This is a genomic window from Pseudothermotoga elfii DSM 9442 = NBRC 107921, from assembly GCF_000504085.1.
Taxonomy (GTDB): domain Bacteria; phylum Thermotogota; class Thermotogae; order Thermotogales; family DSM-5069; genus Pseudothermotoga_B; species Pseudothermotoga_B elfii.
The window spans coordinates 725,045-742,733 of the sequence record NC_022792.1; the positions used below are offsets into that span (position 1 = coordinate 725,045).

Genomic DNA, 17,689 nt, shown 5'->3' on the forward strand with positions numbered 1-17,689 from the left:
ACCTCCTGATTAAGTATGGCTTTTAATTGGACTTATTTTTCGGAGCCATGATACTACCGATTTGAGCTTCTCAACTGTGTAATCTATCTGCTCTTGAGTTGTGAACCTGTCAAATGTAAATCTTATCGACCCGTGGGCCCTTTCATGATCTCCACCAATTGCCAGGATCGCATAATTCGGTTCGAGTTTTTCTGAGGCACATGCCGAACCTGTGGCAACCTCAACTCCTTCCATACTAAGCCCTAAACTTATCGCTTCGCCTTCTATGAATGAGAAGCTGAAATTGACATTGTAAGGTGTTCTCGTTTCACCTCTCGGCCCATTCAAAATTACATGATCGATTTCTCTTTCTACCCTGTTTATAAAATATTCCTGAAGCCTTCTTAACTCTTTTAATGCTTTTTCCATGTTCAAAAAGGAAAGTTCTGCGGCTTTTTTCATTCCCATAATTGCTGGAATATTTTCTCCCCCAGGTCGTCTTTTATCGAAAGACTCTGCTCCATACATTACAGGCTGGATCTTCGTTCCCTTTTTAATGTATAAAAAACCAACGCCTTTTGGACCGTGAAATTTATGACCGCTGACACTCATCAAATCACAATTTATTTTTTTAACATCTACAGGAAGTTTGGCATACATTTCTGCTGCATCGGTATGAAAATATATTTTATGATCCTGAGATTTTACTATTTTTCCAATTTCTTCAAGCGGCATAATAGAACCGACGAAATGTCCAACAGATATGACACTTATCATTATTGTGGAAGGTCTTATAGATTTTTTGAGCTCGTCAAGTTTGACGAATCCCTCTTTGTCAACGGGTATTACGGTAACCTCAAAACCTTCTTTTTTTAGAGCATCTGCTATGCTCATGATCGAACCGTGTTCCAGTGCGGAAATCACTATGTGATTACCATTTTTTTTGTTTGCCCGTGCTATTCCAAGAAGAGATAAATTGTTTGCTTCAGTAGCGCCTGATGTGAAAACTATTTCCTCAGGCGAATCTGCATTGATCGATTTTGCAAAAAACTCTCTTGCGCTAACAAGATCGTCGTAAATTTCCTCTGCTGATTCATATAATCCATCAGGTCTCGCAAATTTATCGACCATGTACTGTTGTACGACTGCAGCTACCTCTGGCAAAACTCTCGTGGTTCTGCAATTATCTAAGAAAACCTTCATTTCACACCTCCTCAATCTTCAGAGCTGACGCAGCACACCCATAATAATGCGTGCCATTTTTTCGCCAGCTTTTTCAGCAACTTCAAGAACTTCCTGAGCTGTTATCGGCCTCAGGTCTTCTGGTACAGCGCGGTCCGTTATTGCTGACAATCCAAGAATCTTGATACCTCCATGTTTTGCTACTATGACTTCAGGGACAGTAGACATACCAACAGCATCTGCTCCCATGTTTCTAAGCATTTTAAGCTCAGCGGGAGTTTCAAAATTAGGACCGGCAACTGCTACATACACGCCTTCGTAAAAATCTACTTTTTCTTCCTTAGCTATTTTTTTTGCCAGCTTTATAAGATTTCTGTCGTATGGTTCACTCATATCTGGGAACCTTGGTCCCCATTCGTCTATATTCAGACCTCTGAGTGGATTGTCCCCCATCAGGTTGATATGATCACTTATTATCATGGGTTTGCCTATTTCAAAAATAGGATTCAAACCTCCTGCCGCATTTGTGACAATCAAATATTTCACACCAAGCAACTGCATTACTCTTATAGGAAAAGTCACATCCTTCATTGAATATCCCTCGTAATAATGAAATCTTCCATTCATGAGCATAACGCTTTTCTCTTCAAGTTTTCCAAAGAGTAGTTCTCCTTTATGACCAGGAGCTGTTGAAATCGGAAAACCAGGAATTTCGGAATAGTTGATTTTGACAGGATTTTGCAGTGCTTCTGAAATTTTTCCAAGCCCGGAACCAAGGATTATTCCAGCTTCAGGAAGAATTCTTACTTTCTGCCTCAAAAACTCAGCGGCTCTCTCAACTCTCTCAACATATTCCTTCATTACATATACCCCCTTAATTATTTGAGCAATCCGCTAATAATAAGATCAGTTGCTTCTTCTTCAGAAAGACCCTTACTCATCAGAGTTTGAAGTTGAGCAGCGTTTACACGACCTATTGACGCTTCGTGTGTTAGTTCAGAAAGATCGTTCAATACCTTCAAGATGGGTACAGTACTTACATCGACATCTTCACCTTTTGTTACCTCGTCACATCTTATATGTGCTTTTGAGTAGCTACCTATTCCATAGGCTTCATTTACAACTCTAACTTTTGCTTTGTCCAGGGCGACCACTGTGGTTTTGGCAATACCATTTGAATATTTTCCCAACAACCTCAATTTTTCTCTGATTGCAACTTGGTCATTCTCAATTGCTCTCACTTTTGCCGTGAGATCAGCTGTGGATTGATCGTCAAGTTCAGCTTCCGCATCGAGAATAAGCTTTCCAACCCGAGTTTTTGTAAGCGTGAAATTGTTTACAAAAAGTCCTTTTTCGGCAATTTTTGCACGTGTAGTAGTTTTAAGGGTAATTGAACCGGTATTAGAATGATAATGCTCGTCTGAGTAATACATCTTTGCATTCCTTCCTATTGAAACAATTGAGAGGGCGTCATGTGTAAATTTTTCCGCCCATGGAAAAGTACAGTGTGCAACAAATTTAACCTGTGAATTCTCCTGAATCTCTATCTCAAAAATAACTCTCTGAATACCTTGTTTTTCCAAATATCCTGTACAAATGTGAATAGGTGTTTCAAGGACGGTATCTTTTTTCACAACAATTTTTGCTCTGACGCCGTCACTTAACTCCTCTGGAAATATTTCAACCCCTTTTACTCCATTAAGACCCACTATCTTCCTTCCACTTATTATGAGTGATGCAACCCGTTTGTCTAAAAACTTCGAAACATTTCCTCCTGCTTTTTCATAAGCTTTCATCAACATTTCAAACTCTTTTTGTTGTTTTATAGCAGTGCTCATAATTGCGCCTCCTCTATGGAGGGTATATTTACATGCATGCATTCGTCACACCTGCTTTTATAGTAATGAATAACCTTCACAGGATCTCCCTTTGTAAAGACTGTACCATTACATAGCAAATAGGCCTCATCTGCTATCCTGGCAATTTCTTCACGATGGGTTATCAATATTACCGTACCTCCATTTTTCGTAATTCGGTGCGCAATTTTTTCAATCATGCCAAGCGACATAATATCAATTCCAGAATCTGGTTCGTCGAGTATGGCGTATTTCGGATTCAACAACAAAATTGACGCAAGTTCTACTCTTTTTCTCTCGCCACCACTCAAAAGATTATCAACAAATCTGTTGATATAAAGTTCTGGAGACAGGCCTGTAAGTGTCATTACTTCTTCGAGGTCTTTTGTGCTGATTTTTAATTTTCCACCGAGTGTAAGATATTGTTTTACTGTAAGGCCCTGGAACCTCACCGGTTCCTGCCAAAGCAGAGTGATACCTTTCGTAGCTCTTTCGCTAATTGAAGAGTTTGTTATGTCCTCGCCGTTAAGCTTTATCTTGCCAGAAGTGGGTTTATACCCCTCGAGTCCCATTATTGTATATGCCAGGGAAGATTTTCCAACTCCGTTGGATCCAAGAACAGCGTAGATTTTAACCCGATCAAATTTTGCATTTATGTTCTTGAGTATGTATTTGCCGTTCTTTTCAAGGCTTACATCTTCAAGCACAAGCATCATTATCGTCTCCCAAAGTAATTTTACACGGCAAGGATTACATTTATATTAGATCTTTTAAGTCTAATTTGTTTCATAGGCTATTCCAGGATTATGAATGGACCATCCTGTACAAAATCTCCCCTGAAGCTCTCTTCTTTCAGCGACAGATGTGAATCCAGATCGTGATATAAAAAAGCCCCTGTTCCAGCGGCAAAGTGGATGCTTTGCCTTATACCTATGCTACTTTCGCCCATGCACCCAATCATCAATCCTATATTTGCGGCCTGGGCAATATGAACTATTGACATAGCATCGCTCAAGCCCGATTTCATTAATTTTATATTTATGAAATCGACGGCATCTTCCCTGACCAACTTTAAAGCGTCGTATTTTGTGAAAACACTTTCATCAGCTGCAACAGGATAAGGGCTGTTAAATCGAACAAATCTCATTCCTTCTATATTGTAGCGGTTTACTGGTTGTTCAAAAATCACAACATCAACCTTTTCAGCGTAAAGCGCCTTTGCAAACTCAACAGCCTCCTTGGGAGTAAAGCCCTGATTTGCATCTACTATAAAGCTTGCTTGAGGAGAAACTTCTTTTGATTTGACAACTCTTTCTATGTCATTTTTGACATCTCTACCAACTTTTATTTTTATTTTTCTGAATCCCTCGTCGTAGATACGCTTGACTTTTTTGATAGTGTTCTCTAAGTTTTCAATACCAACAGTTTTGTCAGTCTCTAAGGTGTTTTTGCTGCCGCCAAAAAATTGATATGGTTTCATATTGAATTGTTTACAGAAGGCATCCACAATAGCAAACTCTATGGCAGCTTTTATTGCAGGGGTTGCTCTCAAAGTTTGAAGATCATGAAATAAATTTGCGTAACTTTCCACATCTTTACCAATCAGAATGTCTTCAACAGTTTGATGGAGTTTTTCCAGCATAGCAGCTGTTTCACCTGAGATTACAAATAAGGATGATGCTTCACCATAACCCTCTATTCCGTTTTTGAGTTTCACACAAACTTCAACATTTTCTTGTTCTTCGTGACTTCCTAAGGAAATTGTGAACGGTTCAAAGTAGCTATAGAGTGTCTTTTTGAAACTAATAGATGTAATCTTCACAACGCCACCTCCAGTTTAGATATTATCTTCATAATCTGACTGGCATTGAAGGGATTAAATACTTCGTAATCATCCAAACAATAGCTATTTAAACATGATATACCGAGAATTTCTGTGTTGATAAAATTTTTTATCAGGGCTATTTCTTTAAACAAATCTGGTGAAACTGGGATCTGGTCAAAATATTCAAAATTTTTTCTTGCTGGGTCATGTGACAATACGATATATTGTGGCATGCATCCATACAGCAATCCAAGGGCAACCTGGCCATAAGCAGGATGCCTGAGTGCTCCCTGACCTTCAATAAAAATCAGGCGTTTTTCATTTTTTTCGAGCCTCAATATGAGGTTTTCAATCGTACCTGGTATAAAATCCGATGCTATCGCATCTATAACTACTCCTTCATCTGCGCCTATCATTATACCAGTCTGACCTGTTGCCAGAAAGGCTGCAGGTAATTTTCTTTCCAGTGCAGCCTGCCATAACTGGATTGCAGTTGTTCTTTTTCCAACAGCGCAATCTGTCCCAAGAACGCAGACTCTTATTGTTTTTGATTTGTAAATCTGACCGCTAAAGATTTTCAGTTCCTCTTTTAGATGTCGAACATCTATTATTCTGCTACCTGTCTTTTTTGCTGCAGTAGAAAACGGTTCTGTTTCACTCATTTTTAGATGAAATCCAGAAACTATATCCAGACCATATTTTATAGCTTTGAGGACATGATCAACGAGTTCTTGTGGGAGGAATCCCCCCACATTTGCTATTCCGATCAAAAGAGTTTTTGCCCCAAGATGTACAGCTTTATCAACACTATTAACCACTGGTACGTTGAATTTAAAATGGCTCATAAAATCGGCTGTCCATTTTCCTTCCTGCTCTGCAATCACGCATACGGGAATAAAAATTCTGCTGTGCCTCAGCAGACCATAAGTGGTTTTTGCCAGTGTAGTTCCAAGTTGACCCCATGATAAAATTGCTGCTGGTGTGCCGGGCTCGAAAAAGCTGTCTATTCGCAATTTAACGCCTCCTTATGGATTAATCATATCATTTTGATGTTTATTTGCCGGTATATTTTCCGATAATAATTCTGGAGGGTTTGTATGCAAGGCGTAGTTATTGAACGTATGGGAAAGTTCGTGAAGATCAAAACACATGATGGTGAAACAGTTGTCAAGATGAGAAAGAAATTACCGGAGCTCGGTGAGATGGTTAGAATCACTGATCGACCGGTTTCACAGAAAGTTTATGTTGCAGAGAAGATTACTGAAGCTCCCGAAGCATTGCCGCCTCTGAATGAATTAAAGCCTCTTTTGAAGACGATTAAAAAACCCAGAACGAGCTTTGATATACAGTTTTTATCACAGTTAGTTGATATGATTAAAATGCGTGTAGGTTCTCTACCACAAGATTTTTACGCAAATCTCGGTATGTACTATGAGAATGGTGAAGTTGATGAAAAGATGAAATCTCTCGGTTTCTGGCTCCTGACACTCTCGCATCCTTACGTTTTCAAAAGCATCCCGTCCAAGAAAGGTCCCATTCACATTTTTATGAATAGAAAGAAAAGATCTTTTAGTGTGTCTTTTGTTAAGAATTCATCTATTGTTTGTGTCAAAGGCACTGTTCAGGAAGATTACATATTTGTTGATTTTATAAATTTCTCTCCGGATAGAGAAGCACTGGAAAAGCTTAAAGATAATTTGCTTGGATACTTTAGAAATGTATTTTTCAAGGTTGGTGATTTGAAAAATGGATTATACGCGTAAACTGGCTGTCGCACTCGGTTATGATCCAGATGTATTCGATGCCCCGTTTGTGATAGCCAAAGGTAAAGAGGAAATTGCTGAGAGAATAATAAAACAAGCCCTGGAAGCGAAGGTGCCGGTAGTTTCTTCACCAGAACTTGTAAGAAAACTCTATAGACTGGAGGTGCTTGAAGAAATCCCAGATGACCTTTATTTTGCAGTAGCAGAGATACTGGTTTTTGTTCAAAACCTATGATCGCTTCTCGTTTAGTTTCTTGAGAATTTCCTTCAGCCTTTGAAGTTCGCTGGCAGCTTTTTGAAGTAGTTGCTCTCTGCTTCTTACTGTCTGATTAATTTTTTCTATCAGCCGTCTGACTGTTTTATTTTCTGTTTTCAAATCTGTTGCTGGACTATCAATCGCTTTGCTTATTGCTACTGTGATCATATGAATCTTTCTTTTGTAAATACTTATTAACAGCGTGATTATTGTTCCAAAAGCGACACACACAACTATCATTGAAGGATAGTACCAACTGTGGCTGTAAAGTGGAATCATGACAAGTATTGAGAAATTGAATCTATCGTTTTTCTTTAGAAGTGCCCAAAAATTTTTCCCTTTGTATTTTACCTTTGTTATTTCATCTTTTTTGTTGATATTGACTGTTCCATGTAATTCCTTTCCTCTGGCAGCTGATTCTGAGGACATAGTAATCTTTCCCATTTGATCGATTACAAAATAAACAACAGATAGATCTTTTGAAAAAGGCAGGTTTAATGAAGTGTATACACCAGGTTCGGATTGTATCTCCTCTATCAATTTATTCAAGTGTTCCGCAGTTATTGACAAGACAGCAGTGTTCACTTTTTTTATGGTGTTTTCATTTTCATATTTGTTGATGAAATACATTGAAAAACCTATGCTTAGAAAGATCCCGCAAAAAATAATCAAATACCTTGCTCTTATAGCCACTTTCCCATCACCAGTAAATCAAAATATTGCTCATCTATTAAGACGGCTTTTTTCTTTATTCCTTCAATTTCAAAGCCGAATTTTTTGTAAAGCGAGATAGCTCTGTGATTATCTGCTATCACCTCAAGTTGTATTTTTTTGAATCCCCTTTCCTTAGCTACTCCCAGGCACTCTCTCATCAAGGCACTCCCGATTCCTTTGCCCCAAAAAGGTTTTCTGACACTTATCCCGAGCTCACCTTTGTGGAGAATTTTTCTTCTGAAAGAACCGGATAGGGTTACTACACCAATTATTTCATCCATATACTCAGCTACCAGAAATATTTTTCTGTTATCAGACAGGTATAGAGTTATAATTCTCTTTTGATCATATATGCTCTCAACTTCATCGGGATATGTCAGAAGAAATTTTGATTCACTCGTCACAGCTTTCTTAAAAGATACTAACTTAGCAGAGTCAGATAATCTGACTGGACGTATGATAACATTTTCCATGATCTCATATCCTTTCAAAAAAGCTGTCAAGTTCTTTAAAATTGATAGAATACATTACGGGTCTACCATGAGGGCATGTGCTGATTTTGTTTGCAAAGATTTCTCTGACAAGATATTTTGCCTGAGATAAATCAAGTCTGTCTCTTGTCCTCAAAGCACTCTTACAGGAAATATCTGCAATGATTTTTTTCATCACCTCTTCCAATCCATAGATATCTATTAACTTTATTTCGTCAATACTATCGATTATGAAACGCTTAACATCACTCTGGTCAAGCCACGTAGGTATTTTTTTCACGATAAGTTGATTTTTTATTATTTCATAATCAAATCCAATTTGCTTTAGAACATTGTTTTTTTCGATGAGAGCCAGTTCACTTTCTCTCAGTTCGATTTGAACTGGTATCAGCAGATCTGTGCCGTCATTTTGATTAAGAGAAGAAAGCATTCTGTTATATATCAATCTCTCATGCGCAGCATGAAAATCCACTATAAAAAGCTCATCTTTCGTTTCCACTATTATGTATCTTCCCCTGACAATCCCGATAATTTTGAAATCCTCTGGAGGAATCAGCATTTCTTCAGATGTAGTGGTAAATTTCGCATTTGGGCTTTTATACTCCACCTGGCGTTCCTGAACTTTTGCCGGTGTATTTCTCGATATGTGGTGTATAATTGGAATCTTCAGTTGGGATTTTATAGAATCACGCACGAACCGAAATACTTCCTCATCACGGGAGAATTTCACCTCTATTTTTTGTGGATGGACATTAACGTCTATATCTTTTGGGGGAAGAAAGAGGTTAACAATCACTACGGGATGTTCCTTTTGGTGCAAAAAATCTGCATAAGCTGAATAAATGGCACTTTGAAGAAGTTGATTTACCACAAATCTATCATTGACAAACGTGAAAATGGCTTTTTTCCTTCTTAAATTAGCAGGGCTAACCGCACAACCGTGCAATTCCATATCTTTCCACTGTGATTGTATTGCCTTCAAAGAATCCATTGGAATATCCGGAAATAACGCTTTGATGCGTTGAATTAAAGTCGTTGCTGGTAGATTGTAAATAACCTGCTGATCTTTTGTGAGAATAAGGTTTATGTGCGGATGGGACAAGCAGAATCTTTCAAAGACCTCTACTGCCATTCTTGCCTCAACAGCATTTGATTTTAGAAATTTTCTTCTCGCCGGGACATTGAAAAACAGATCTCTAACGATAACAGTTGTACCTTTTTCAATTTGAACCGGTTTTTCATAAACCAGATGACCAGCAACTACTTCAATTTCATGACCAAGGTTAGATGATGCCGTTTTGGAAAATATCGTTGTCTTGCTTATCTGACATATGGAATATAAAGCTTCTCCTCTAAAACCAAAAGAATTCAGTGTGTATATATCCTGAAATGAATCAATTTTGCTGGTTGTATGAGATTCATAACACACAAGCAAATCGTCTTTTTCCATACCTTCGCCGTTATCCTGGACTTTGATTTCACTTTTTCCGCCATTAATAAGTTCTACAACTATTCTGTCAGCGCCTGCATCAATGGAGTTTTCTATAAGTTCTTTCACGACCGAGTAAACACCAGTGATAACTTCCCCAGCAGCTATTCTTGAAACAATGGATTTATCAAGCCTTTTAATTTTCATTTACAGACACCTCACAGATAATAATAACTCATCAGAGTTTTATAAACACAAGAATAAAATAATCTGGGAGGTGACAATTTTGGGAAAAAAGACTAAACGTGCCCTGGCATTTATTGTTTTGATGGGGTTTGTCAGTCTTTTTTCGGATATTGTATATGAAGGTGCTCGGAGTATCTCTGGACCATTCTTGGGATTGCTTGGAGCAAGTGCAACTGTCGTCGCATTCACAGCAGGACTTGGAGAGTTTATTGGATACGCTCTCAGGCTTGTTACAGGTTATCTTGCAGGCAAGACAAAGCGATACTGGCTTTTTACCTTTGTTGGTTATTTTATGAATTTGTTTGCCGTTCCTGCCCTTGCTCTTGCAGGAAATTGGCAGTTAGCGGTTCTGCTTTTGCTTTCGGAACGCTTTGGCAAGGCGATTAGAAAACCATCGCGTGACACAATGATGTCTTATGCTGCTAAACAGGTTGGAACGGGTTTTGGTTTCGGTCTGGAGGAAGCTCTTGACCAAGTGGGTGCAATCAGTGGACCTGTAATACTTTCTTTGGTTCTTTCATTAAAAGCGGGAGAAGAGTTTGCAAAATACAAGCTTGCATTTTCTGTGCTATTTTTTCCAGCGTTGATTGCTATTATTCTTTTAATATGTGGAAGAATCTTTTTTCCAGAGCCAGGCGAATTTGAGGAAAAATCAACCCCGGGTGGAAAGATTACAGCCAATGGTTTTGCCCTCTATATGGTAGCTATTTCTCTGATTGCAGCTGGCTTTTCTGATTTCCCACTTATTTCTTTTCACTTTGCAAAAAATCATATATTGAGTTCTTCAACAATTCCACTGTTTTACTCAATAGCAATGGCAGTTGATGCCGTAGCGGCTCTTTTCTTCGGAAAACTTTTTGACAAAAAAGGTATCATGGTTTTGATAATATCATCTGCCCTGAGTGCACTATTTGCTCCCCTTGTCTTTCTGACAAAAAACATTTTCCTCATCTCAGTTGGGGTGTCGCTCTGGGGAATTGGAATGGGTGCACAAGAATCCATTCTCAAAGCAGTTGTGGCAAATCTGGTATCGCGTGAAAAGAGAGCATTTGCTTATGGAATCTTCAATACAGTTTTTGGATTGTTTTGGTTTCTCGGTAGCCTCTTTATGGGGATTCTTTACGAGAAATCTTTATTATTACTTGTGATTTTTTCTGTTGTGAGCGAATTATCATCAGTATTTGTATTGCTTGGCCTGAGAAAGCACTAATCCGATAAATTTTGATATATCCTTGGGAACGTTCTTTTTTTCCAGTGGGGACTGAAGAAATCTGTAAAGCCATTCCAAACGCGCTCTTTGAATAAAATTTGGAGCGCGTTTCTTGATCCCTGAAATTACATCAAATGAACCCCCGACTCCCATAGCTAATTTTGCCGTTGTCTTTCTGAAATTTTCGTAAATCCAGATTTCTTGCTTAGGAACTCCCATGCCAACAAATATAAGATCAGGTTTGGCTTGTTTTATTTGTTCTAAGGGGCCTTCTTTTTCAAAATATCCATGGTGATAACCGCAGACAATATTTCCAAATTTCTCGGTTAAATTTCTGGCGGCTTTTTCAACAACATCAATTTTTGCACCGAGCAAATAAATTTTCCAACCAGAAGCACGCGCTTTATCACACAAAGCCATCATTGTATCTATTCCTGTAACTCTGACAGCCTTTCGCCTGTAAATTTTTTTCAGCGCCCATATGACTCCTATACCATCCGGGACTATTATATCTGCATTTTGAACAGCAAATTTATATCGTTCGTCCTCTGTTGTTTTAACTATTATTGATGCATTGGCTGTTACAACAAAGGTTTTTTCGTTGTTCGATATTCTTCTGGATAATATCTCGACCAATTCAATTAATGTTGGAGTACTTATTGTCAGGTCAAACAATGTGAATTTTTCCAAAGAAGTTGCCTCCAGGATAAAGATAAGGCCGGATATATCCGGCCCGTGGTGCCGAGGGCGGGACTTGAACCCGCACGGGTGTAAACCCACATGATCCTGAGTCATGCGCGTCTGCCAATTCCGCCACCTCGGCATTTCATCCAGTATGATACCATAACTTAAAAATGCTTTCAAGCTGCAACCGTCATAGTCCGAAAACTTGACAGAGTTCTTTCAACAAATCTTCTGCTTTATCTTCATGTACAAGGCATGATATCTTTATTTCAGAAGTTGTTATCATTTCTGGCTCTATGTTTTTCTTTCTCAAAACTTCAAAAAATTTTGCTGCAACACCTCGTTGATATTTCATTCCTAAACCTATTATTGATACCTTAGAAAACCCCCCTGTGATCTTAATTTCACAATCAAGATCTCTCATTGCCTTCTGTACGTCAACCGAGTTACTTTCAACAATTGTGAAAGATAGATTAATGTCTCCTGAGTTACTCACCAACGATATCATATCAACGTTAAAGCCTTTTTCAGCGAGTTCTCTAAATACGTCGGCGGTTGCTTTAGAATTTTTCAAGCTATAAACGCTGACCTTTACCTGATTTTTCTCTATCGTCGCGCCTGTAACAACGGGTCGCTCAAGCCATTCCGGAAGTTTTCCCATCACCCACGTTCCCTCCTCATTTGAAAACGAAGAAGCGCAATAAATTGGTACGCTGTATTTTTTTGCTATCTCAACACTTCGAGAATGTAGAACCCTGGCACCAAGTGCGGAGAATTCCAACATTTCATCGTATGTAATATAAGACAGTTTTTTTGCCTGGGGAAAGATCCTGGGATCTGTTGTATATATGCCAGCGACGTCGCTGTATATTTCGCAGATTGTTCCAAGTTTTGCGGCAATAGCAACAGCAGAAGTATCTGATCCTCCTCTTCCAAGAGTTGTCAGTTCATCGTTTTCGTTTATTCCCTGAAACCCTGTAACAAGTAAAACATCGTTATGAAAAGCCAGCGATCTTAATTTTCGGTCATCTATATCTTTTATCCTTGCCGAATTAAAATCGCTGGTTGTCAGAATCCGAGCCTGAAACGCATTCAAAGATACAGCTTTCATACCTATTCTGTCAAGGTATATGGATAGCAAAGCAGCGGATATTTGTTCGCCACAGGATAACAACATATCCAGTTCTCTTGGATTGGGTTTTTCAGACAGCCTTCTTGCAAGAAAAACCAATTTGTCTGTTGTTTTTCCCATTGCAGAGACAACAACGATTAACTTTTTCCCATTTTTTACTGTTTTCACTATTTTCTCGGTAATTTTTTTGATTCTTTCTATGCTGGCAAGCGATGAGCCACCATATTTTTGTACAACAAGTTTCAGAAAAATCACCTCTTTTTGGATAAAACATCACGAAATGTGTAGAACGAAGCTTTAGTACTGATAGCAAATTCAGCTGCTTTCAACGCACCGAGTGCAAAGATTTTTCTTGACATTGCCCTGTGAGATAATTCGATTACCTCGCCTTCATTTGCAAATAAAATTTTGTGATCGCCGAATATTCCTCCGGCGCGGATTGAGTGAATGGGGACATTTCCGAGGCTTTCACTCAAAAATAGAGCTGTGCCGGAAGGAGCGTCTTTCTTTTTCCTATGATGAAACTCAATGATTTCGATATCCCATTCAGAAAACTCCAGTTTGAAACTTTCCAGGATATTCTTTATCACGTTTATTCCCACAGAAAAATTACTTGAATATACAACCGGAACCAGAGCAGACAATTCATTGAGCATCGATATGTCTTGTTCTTTCAAATTGGTTGTTCCAATAACTGCAGGGCATAGAAATTTTTTCGATAACTCCACGGTTTCTTTCAAAGCTTCTGGTGAAGAGAAGTCTAATATGATATCTGGTTTTTCTTGTACTTCTCTATGTGTTCTGTCAAATTTTGCCACTAATTGGTGGCAGTACTCGCTAAAAACCTCGATAATTTCCTTTCCCATTTTTCCTGAAAATCCAACGAGTCCATATTTCATCAGCACCATCCTTTCTTTGCCAGTAGATCTCTTAATGTTTCTATTGTGGATCTCGACGCACCGGTCATAGGTAACCTCAATTCATTTTTTATTTTTCCCATCAACCATAGAGCAGCTTTAATAGGTACGGGGTTGGTTTCTATAAATAAAGATTTCATTAATTCAAGGTTTTCAAAGTGTGTTTTTCTTGCTAATTCGTAATTTTTGTCCAGCATTGCTCCAGTCAATCGAACCATGTTTTCCGGTGATATGTTCGAGAAAACCGATATAACACCAGCTGCTCCAACTGACATTAAATGAATAGTTCTATCATCATTTCCTGACCATACATAAAAATCTTTTCTGCTAATGAGCCTTATTATTTCGTCTGCTTGAGAAACGTCTGTATTAGCTTCTTTTATGCCTATTATGTTTTTACAACGATCAGCCAGATATGCTACTGTTTCAGGGTTTATATTTACTCCGGTTCTCGATGGGACATTATAAATTATCAATGGTATATTCAATCTTTCAGATAGGTACTTATAATGCTCAATTAAACCCTTCTGGGTTGGTTTGTTATAATAAGGACTGACAACCAAAACTGCATCAGCACCGTTTTTGCTTGCCAGATGGGACAGATGCAATGTTTTTTCTGTATCGTTTGTACCTGTTCCGACAATTACCTTAGCCCTGTCAGAACACATCTCCTTAGTTATGCTTGTGAGTTTCTCCCTTTCCTTATCTGTTAAAGTTGCCCCTTCTCCTGTAGTTCCTGCGACAACTATTGCTTGAATTTTCTCCGCAAGCTGCCATTTCACTAAATTTCTGTACGCACTATAATCGATTCTTCCGTTTTTGAACGGCGTGACGATCGCTGTACCAACACCTTTAAACATTTCTTCCCCCTCCTTTTTCAATAAAAAAGCGGGCTACTTCTGGTAGCCCGCTTCTCACACAGTGGTCGTGCTCTAAAAAAGCAAACACAACCACACCGCAAAAAGCGGGCAGTTGTGCTTGGTCTTCTTTATTATGCTGGCATTCACAGAATTCAGAGAATTCATCATTATTATATCCCCCAAGAGTTTTAAGTGATTATATCAAGCAAGTTTGGGATTATTTATTAACATTTCATTACTGAAAGTTTACTTCAATATAGTGATACTTGAAGAAATCTGAGATTTTCTCTGCAAAACAGAATTCGGTTTAAGCTGGTAAAAAAGGTTTCGTTGATCAACAGTATTCTGAGTAATCATATAGTAACTTTTATGTCATTTTTCCATAACGTATTTTTTTATTTTAGTGTTCTAATAATATAGAACAATATATATCTATGGAGGTGGTACAATGCGGGAACTTTTTTCTTTGAAAAGCTTTCAGGTTTTAGTTGTGCTTTCAGTCATGGGGCTGATTGGCTGGTTCGTACCTTTTGCTCCTTTAAAGATCATATTGGTTTTCACAAGCATTATATTTTTGGCGTTTACTCTGAAAACCTTTACGGGAAAGATGGCTGGTTTCATAGTCTTATCTCTTTTGCTTTTTTTCATACCTGCCTCAATCGGATATTATGGTTCGACACATAGCTTTTCATGGTTCAATTTTGAACCTTTCATTAAGGGTTTTCTGAATCAGGTTCCATCAAATAAAATCACAACTGTTTTTCCAGACACGCTTGTTCAAAGTGAATCTGTAATACAGATCAATTTGACAAATGTTGAAGTTCAATTCACTGATTCTGACAGAATAATGGTTCCCGGTGAATTATCGGTTAGGAGTGCACCATCTGGATTGATCATCGAAGGTGGAAGCCATTTAAAGAAATATATTCTGGAGATTGGAAAAGCGGATCTGAAAGATTTGCAGATACGTGCAACAACCGTTTCACTCACTGGAAGTGCAAATTTGAGAAATCTCAGATTGAATTCAACGAGTATTAATATTTCAGGAACAATTGAAGCTCAAGAAATGTTTGCTGACGGGACAGGTATCAATTTGAATGGGAATTTCTCCGGAAAAGATTTAATTTTAAACGGCACAGGGGTGAGTTTATCTGGTTCGTACGAATTTCAAGATATCCTCATCGACTGTACTGGGATTTCACTGCACATGGATTTATCAAACTGCAATCATCTATCTATTGATACAACAGGGATCAACGGGACAATTAATTATTCAGGCGATACAGATCTCTATGTTCAGATAGATGGTACAGGAGGAAAACTGAAACTGGTGAACAAATCAAATGCAGATGTCTTCATAGATAGTTCCGGTGTTAAAGTGGCGAGAGAGTGATAACTGTGCTTAGAAAAATCGACAAACATAGTGGTATACCAGTATATTTGCAGATTGTTAATCAGATAAAGGCTGAAATATTCCTCGGAAATTTGAAGGCGGGTGATCAGATACCTCCTGTAAGAGAGCTTGAGCAAGTCTTTGATGTGAATGTGAACACCGTTTTGAAAGCACTTGATAAGCTTAAGATGGAAGGATTTCTCGTTTCCGAGCATGGTGTTGGTTATTTTGTATCGAAAGATGTATCTATTAGCTCTGAAATCTTACACGAAGTCAAAAAAGCCGTCAGTATATTGAAAAATAGCGGCATAGATATTTATACATCTTTGCTGATTATAGAGGAGGTGTGGAAAAGTGAGGATTTTTGAAGCTTATGTAAAAAAACAACTTGTTGAAAAAATAGGTGCCATGCTCTTTTTTCTTGTGGTAATGTTGTATCCAAATTTTGTGGCCAGGGCTTTTGGCATCTTTTTTATAATACTTTTTGGACTCACATCTGATTTAAGACAGAAAAGGCTCGATCCACTTATGAGTTTGCCTTTCAGCAGACCACAAATTTTCTGGTTTGAGTACAGTTTCTTATTTTTGATCGTCACAGTAACTTTTTTAATCGGATTACCTTTTAGCACTCTCACCATAACCACTTGGATTGAATTTCTCAGATCAGTTACGTTTATGACAGCTTTCTACAGTGTGGTTTTGATGGCAACTTGTTCTGGATTTGATAATTATGGTGCTGCATTTTTGTTTCTTTTGGCGGATTTGATTTTAGCAGGTATAGGGACTACTGAATTTGGCCCACGGCTTAACCCGTATAAATTTATAAGTCCTACACATCAAGGGAATGTATTTATGGCTTTCGCTTTTTCCATTTTTCTGCTGTTTTCCGCCTATATTATTTTCACAAAAAGAGGTGGTGAAAGATGATTAAAATAAGCAATTTAAGAAAACAATTCTCCGGCAATCAGGTCTTGAGTGATGTTTCGTTTTCTATAGATACTGGAAGTATATTTGCACTGATTGGCCCAAATGGTGCTGGTAAAACAACCACGATCAGATGTATTTTGAGGGCTATAGAACCCGATGAAGGAATTATAGAGCTGTTTGGCGAACCATTTCGCTGGGAAATGAAGAAAAAAATAGCAGTTGTTAATGAGGACAGAGCCGTATTTCGAAATTTCACCGCCAGGGATTATGCCCAGATATGGTCCTGTTTGTATCCATCATGGAATGACAGAATCTTTTCAAATTTCATATCGAAGTACAATTTGAATCTTCTACAAAAAGTTGAATCTTATTCCATAGGTATGAAAACACTGTTTTTCGTTGGGCTTTGCGTTTCAAGCCAGGCAGATATATTGATTCTCGATGAACCAACAGAACACCTTGACCCAACGATCAGGCTCGAAATAATGAGTATATTGAAAAAATATGCTGATCTTGGAAAGACCATTTTAATATCTTCTCATGAGATTTATGAAATAGAGGAATACGCTACCCACTTTGGAATAATGAAAGAAGGAAGAATTGTTTATACCGATTCAATCGATACGGCCAAAGAAATCCACAGGGTGGTTGAGAAGGGTGAATCGGTTGGTGATGGAAAAATAATAGGTGTTGTTGGATCAAGTTTACTTATCAAAACCAGCAAAGATGTCGGCAGATTTCCTAAGCTCAACGATATAGTGATTGGATATTTAACTGGCAGAACTGAATCAACAAATTTGTTCAGTTGAGAAGCGGGCAATTGCC

The 17,689-nt window shown here is 38.2% G+C and carries 20 protein-coding genes and 1 tRNA gene; 7 read left to right on the forward strand and 14 right to left on the reverse strand.

What is annotated here, in order from left to right:
- Window positions 1–9 precede the first annotated feature (9 nt).
- The 6 genes from TEL01S_RS03565 to TEL01S_RS03590 all read right to left on the reverse strand — a co-directional run bounded on the left by TEL01S_RS03565 (window position 10) and on the right by TEL01S_RS03590 (window position 5,855).
- Complete coding sequence (locus TEL01S_RS03565; RefSeq protein WP_012002765.1) at window positions 10–1,182, reverse strand: cysteine desulfurase family protein; 1,173 nt, start codon at window positions 1,180–1,182, stop codon at window positions 10–12.
- An 18-nt stretch (window positions 1,183–1,200) separates the two neighbouring features.
- Window positions 1,201–2,022 (reverse strand): purine-nucleoside phosphorylase, encoded by an 822-nt coding sequence (locus TEL01S_RS03570; RefSeq protein WP_012002766.1) that lies wholly within the window; start codon window positions 2,020–2,022, stop codon window positions 1,201–1,203.
- 17 nt (window positions 2,023–2,039) lie between these two features.
- On the reverse strand, window positions 2,040–2,999 hold the full coding sequence (locus TEL01S_RS03575) for a SufB/SufD family protein (RefSeq protein WP_012002767.1): 960 nt from the start codon (window positions 2,997–2,999) through the stop codon (window positions 2,040–2,042).
- Complete coding sequence (locus TEL01S_RS03580; RefSeq protein WP_028843336.1) at window positions 2,996–3,730, reverse strand: ATP-binding cassette domain-containing protein; 735 nt, start codon at window positions 3,728–3,730, stop codon at window positions 2,996–2,998. The genes TEL01S_RS03575 and TEL01S_RS03580 overlap by 4 nt, the downstream gene beginning before the upstream one ends.
- Before the next feature lie 80 nt (window positions 3,731–3,810).
- Entirely contained in the window at window positions 3,811–4,839 is a 1,029-nt protein-coding gene (locus tag TEL01S_RS03585) for an L-Ala-D/L-Glu epimerase (RefSeq protein WP_012002769.1), read from the reverse strand.
- Window positions 4,836–5,855, reverse strand: coding sequence for a DUF1611 domain-containing protein (locus TEL01S_RS03590; protein WP_012002770.1), 1,020 nt, complete (start codon window positions 5,853–5,855; stop codon window positions 4,836–4,838). The genes TEL01S_RS03585 and TEL01S_RS03590 overlap by 4 nt, the downstream gene beginning before the upstream one ends.
- A gap of 84 nt (window positions 5,856–5,939) precedes the next feature.
- On the opposite strand from TEL01S_RS03590, the gene TEL01S_RS03595 reads away from it, so the two are divergent.
- Entirely contained in the window at window positions 5,940–6,605 is a 666-nt protein-coding gene (locus tag TEL01S_RS03595; protein WP_012002771.1) for a hypothetical protein, read from the forward strand.
- Entirely contained in the window at window positions 6,589–6,840 is a 252-nt protein-coding gene (locus TEL01S_RS03600; protein WP_012002772.1) for an EscU/YscU/HrcU family type III secretion system export apparatus switch protein, read from the forward strand. Before TEL01S_RS03595 ends, TEL01S_RS03600 begins: the two co-directional genes overlap by 17 nt.
- Here TEL01S_RS03600 and TEL01S_RS03605 read toward each other — a convergent pair.
- The 3 genes from TEL01S_RS03605 to mutL are packed head-to-tail and all read right to left on the reverse strand — an operon-like array spanning window position 6,835 to window position 9,702.
- The gene (locus TEL01S_RS03605; RefSeq protein ID WP_028843334.1) at window positions 6,835–7,554 is read right to left on the reverse strand and encodes a hypothetical protein; all 720 of its coding nucleotides are present in this window, start codon (window positions 7,552–7,554) and stop codon (window positions 6,835–6,837) included. The two genes, TEL01S_RS03600 and TEL01S_RS03605, sit on opposite strands and share 6 nt — an antisense overlap.
- Entirely contained in the window at window positions 7,545–8,048 is a 504-nt protein-coding gene (locus TEL01S_RS03610; protein WP_012002774.1) for a GNAT family N-acetyltransferase, read from the reverse strand. Before TEL01S_RS03610 ends, TEL01S_RS03605 begins: the two co-directional genes overlap by 10 nt.
- A gap of 4 nt (window positions 8,049–8,052) precedes the next feature.
- Complete coding sequence (mutL, locus tag TEL01S_RS03615; protein WP_028843333.1) at window positions 8,053–9,702, reverse strand: DNA mismatch repair endonuclease MutL; 1,650 nt, start codon at window positions 9,700–9,702, stop codon at window positions 8,053–8,055.
- Window positions 9,703–9,772: 70 nt separating this feature from the next.
- Between mutL and TEL01S_RS03620 the strand changes: the two genes are divergently transcribed.
- The gene (locus TEL01S_RS03620) at window positions 9,773–10,951 is read left to right on the forward strand and encodes an MFS transporter (RefSeq protein ID WP_232504370.1); all 1,179 of its coding nucleotides are present in this window, start codon (window positions 9,773–9,775) and stop codon (window positions 10,949–10,951) included.
- Here TEL01S_RS03620 and TEL01S_RS03625 read toward each other — a convergent pair.
- From TEL01S_RS03625 to dapA, 5 genes are all read right to left on the reverse strand, one after another.
- On the reverse strand, window positions 10,916–11,641 hold the full coding sequence (locus TEL01S_RS03625) for a WecB/TagA/CpsF family glycosyltransferase (protein WP_012002777.1): 726 nt from the start codon (window positions 11,639–11,641) through the stop codon (window positions 10,916–10,918). The genes TEL01S_RS03620 and TEL01S_RS03625 overlap by 36 nt on opposite strands.
- Window positions 11,642–11,687: 46 nt before the next feature.
- A tRNA-Leu gene (locus TEL01S_RS03630) sits at window positions 11,688–11,774 on the reverse strand.
- Between the two features lie 51 nt (window positions 11,775–11,825).
- The gene (locus tag TEL01S_RS03635; RefSeq protein WP_028843331.1) at window positions 11,826–13,013 is read right to left on the reverse strand and encodes an aspartate kinase; all 1,188 of its coding nucleotides are present in this window, start codon (window positions 13,011–13,013) and stop codon (window positions 11,826–11,828) included.
- Between the two features lie 5 nt (window positions 13,014–13,018).
- On the reverse strand, window positions 13,019–13,666 hold the full coding sequence (locus tag TEL01S_RS03640; protein WP_012002779.1) for a 4-hydroxy-tetrahydrodipicolinate reductase: 648 nt from the start codon (window positions 13,664–13,666) through the stop codon (window positions 13,019–13,021).
- Window positions 13,666–14,544, reverse strand: a complete 879-nt coding sequence (dapA, locus tag TEL01S_RS03645; protein WP_012002780.1) for a 4-hydroxy-tetrahydrodipicolinate synthase — start codon at window positions 14,542–14,544, stop codon at window positions 13,666–13,668. The genes TEL01S_RS03640 and dapA overlap by 1 nt, the downstream gene beginning before the upstream one ends.
- Before the next feature lie 448 nt (window positions 14,545–14,992).
- Between dapA and TEL01S_RS03650 the strand changes: the two genes are divergently transcribed.
- From TEL01S_RS03650 to TEL01S_RS03665, 4 genes are read left to right on the forward strand one after another with little or no spacing between them, the layout of a single operon-like run.
- Window positions 14,993–15,937 (forward strand): hypothetical protein, encoded by a 945-nt coding sequence (locus TEL01S_RS03650; RefSeq protein ID WP_012002781.1) that lies wholly within the window; start codon window positions 14,993–14,995, stop codon window positions 15,935–15,937.
- Window positions 15,934–16,305: a GntR family transcriptional regulator gene (locus TEL01S_RS03655; RefSeq protein ID WP_228369033.1), complete on the forward strand. Its 372-nt coding sequence runs from the start codon at window positions 15,934–15,936 to the stop codon at window positions 16,303–16,305. The genes TEL01S_RS03650 and TEL01S_RS03655 overlap by 4 nt, the downstream gene beginning before the upstream one ends.
- Window positions 16,292–16,864 (forward strand): hypothetical protein, encoded by a 573-nt coding sequence (locus TEL01S_RS03660; protein WP_028843330.1) that lies wholly within the window; start codon window positions 16,292–16,294, stop codon window positions 16,862–16,864. Before TEL01S_RS03655 ends, TEL01S_RS03660 begins: the two co-directional genes overlap by 14 nt.
- Entirely contained in the window at window positions 16,861–17,673 is an 813-nt protein-coding gene (locus TEL01S_RS03665; RefSeq protein ID WP_028843329.1) for an ABC transporter ATP-binding protein, read from the forward strand. Before TEL01S_RS03660 ends, TEL01S_RS03665 begins: the two co-directional genes overlap by 4 nt.
- Window positions 17,674–17,689: the final 16 nt, after the last annotated feature.

What these genes read in the sequence shown, in the direction of transcription:
- TEL01S_RS03565 (WP_012002765.1), bottom strand. Translation starts at nt 1,182, where the DNA reads ATGAAGGTTTTCTTAGATAATTGCAGAACCACGAGAGTTTTGCCAGAG.
- TEL01S_RS03570 (WP_012002766.1), bottom strand. Translation starts at nt 2,022, where the DNA reads ATGAAGGAATATGTTGAGAGAGTTGAGAGAGCCGCTGAGTTTTTGAGG.
- TEL01S_RS03575 (WP_012002767.1), bottom strand. Translation starts at nt 2,999, where the DNA reads ATGAGCACTGCTATAAAACAACAAAAAGAGTTTGAAATGTTGATGAAA.
- TEL01S_RS03580 (WP_028843336.1), bottom strand. Translation starts at nt 3,730, where the DNA reads ATGCTTGTGCTTGAAGATGTAAGCCTTGAAAAGAACGGCAAATACATA.
- TEL01S_RS03595 (WP_012002771.1), top strand. Translation starts at nt 5,940, where the DNA reads ATGCAAGGCGTAGTTATTGAACGTATGGGAAAGTTCGTGAAGATCAAA.
- TEL01S_RS03600 (WP_012002772.1), top strand. Translation starts at nt 6,589, where the DNA reads ATGGATTATACGCGTAAACTGGCTGTCGCACTCGGTTATGATCCAGAT.
- TEL01S_RS03610 (WP_012002774.1), bottom strand. Translation starts at nt 8,048, where the DNA reads ATGGAAAATGTTATCATACGTCCAGTCAGATTATCTGACTCTGCTAAG.
- mutL (WP_028843333.1), bottom strand. Translation starts at nt 9,702, where the DNA reads ATGAAAATTAAAAGGCTTGATAAATCCATTGTTTCAAGAATAGCTGCT.
- TEL01S_RS03640 (WP_012002779.1), bottom strand. Translation starts at nt 13,666, where the DNA reads ATGAAATATGGACTCGTTGGATTTTCAGGAAAAATGGGAAAGGAAATT.
- dapA (WP_012002780.1), bottom strand. Translation starts at nt 14,544, where the DNA reads ATGTTTAAAGGTGTTGGTACAGCGATCGTCACGCCGTTCAAAAACGGA.
- TEL01S_RS03650 (WP_012002781.1), top strand. Translation starts at nt 14,993, where the DNA reads ATGCGGGAACTTTTTTCTTTGAAAAGCTTTCAGGTTTTAGTTGTGCTT.
- TEL01S_RS03665 (WP_028843329.1), top strand. Translation starts at nt 16,861, where the DNA reads ATGATTAAAATAAGCAATTTAAGAAAACAATTCTCCGGCAATCAGGTC.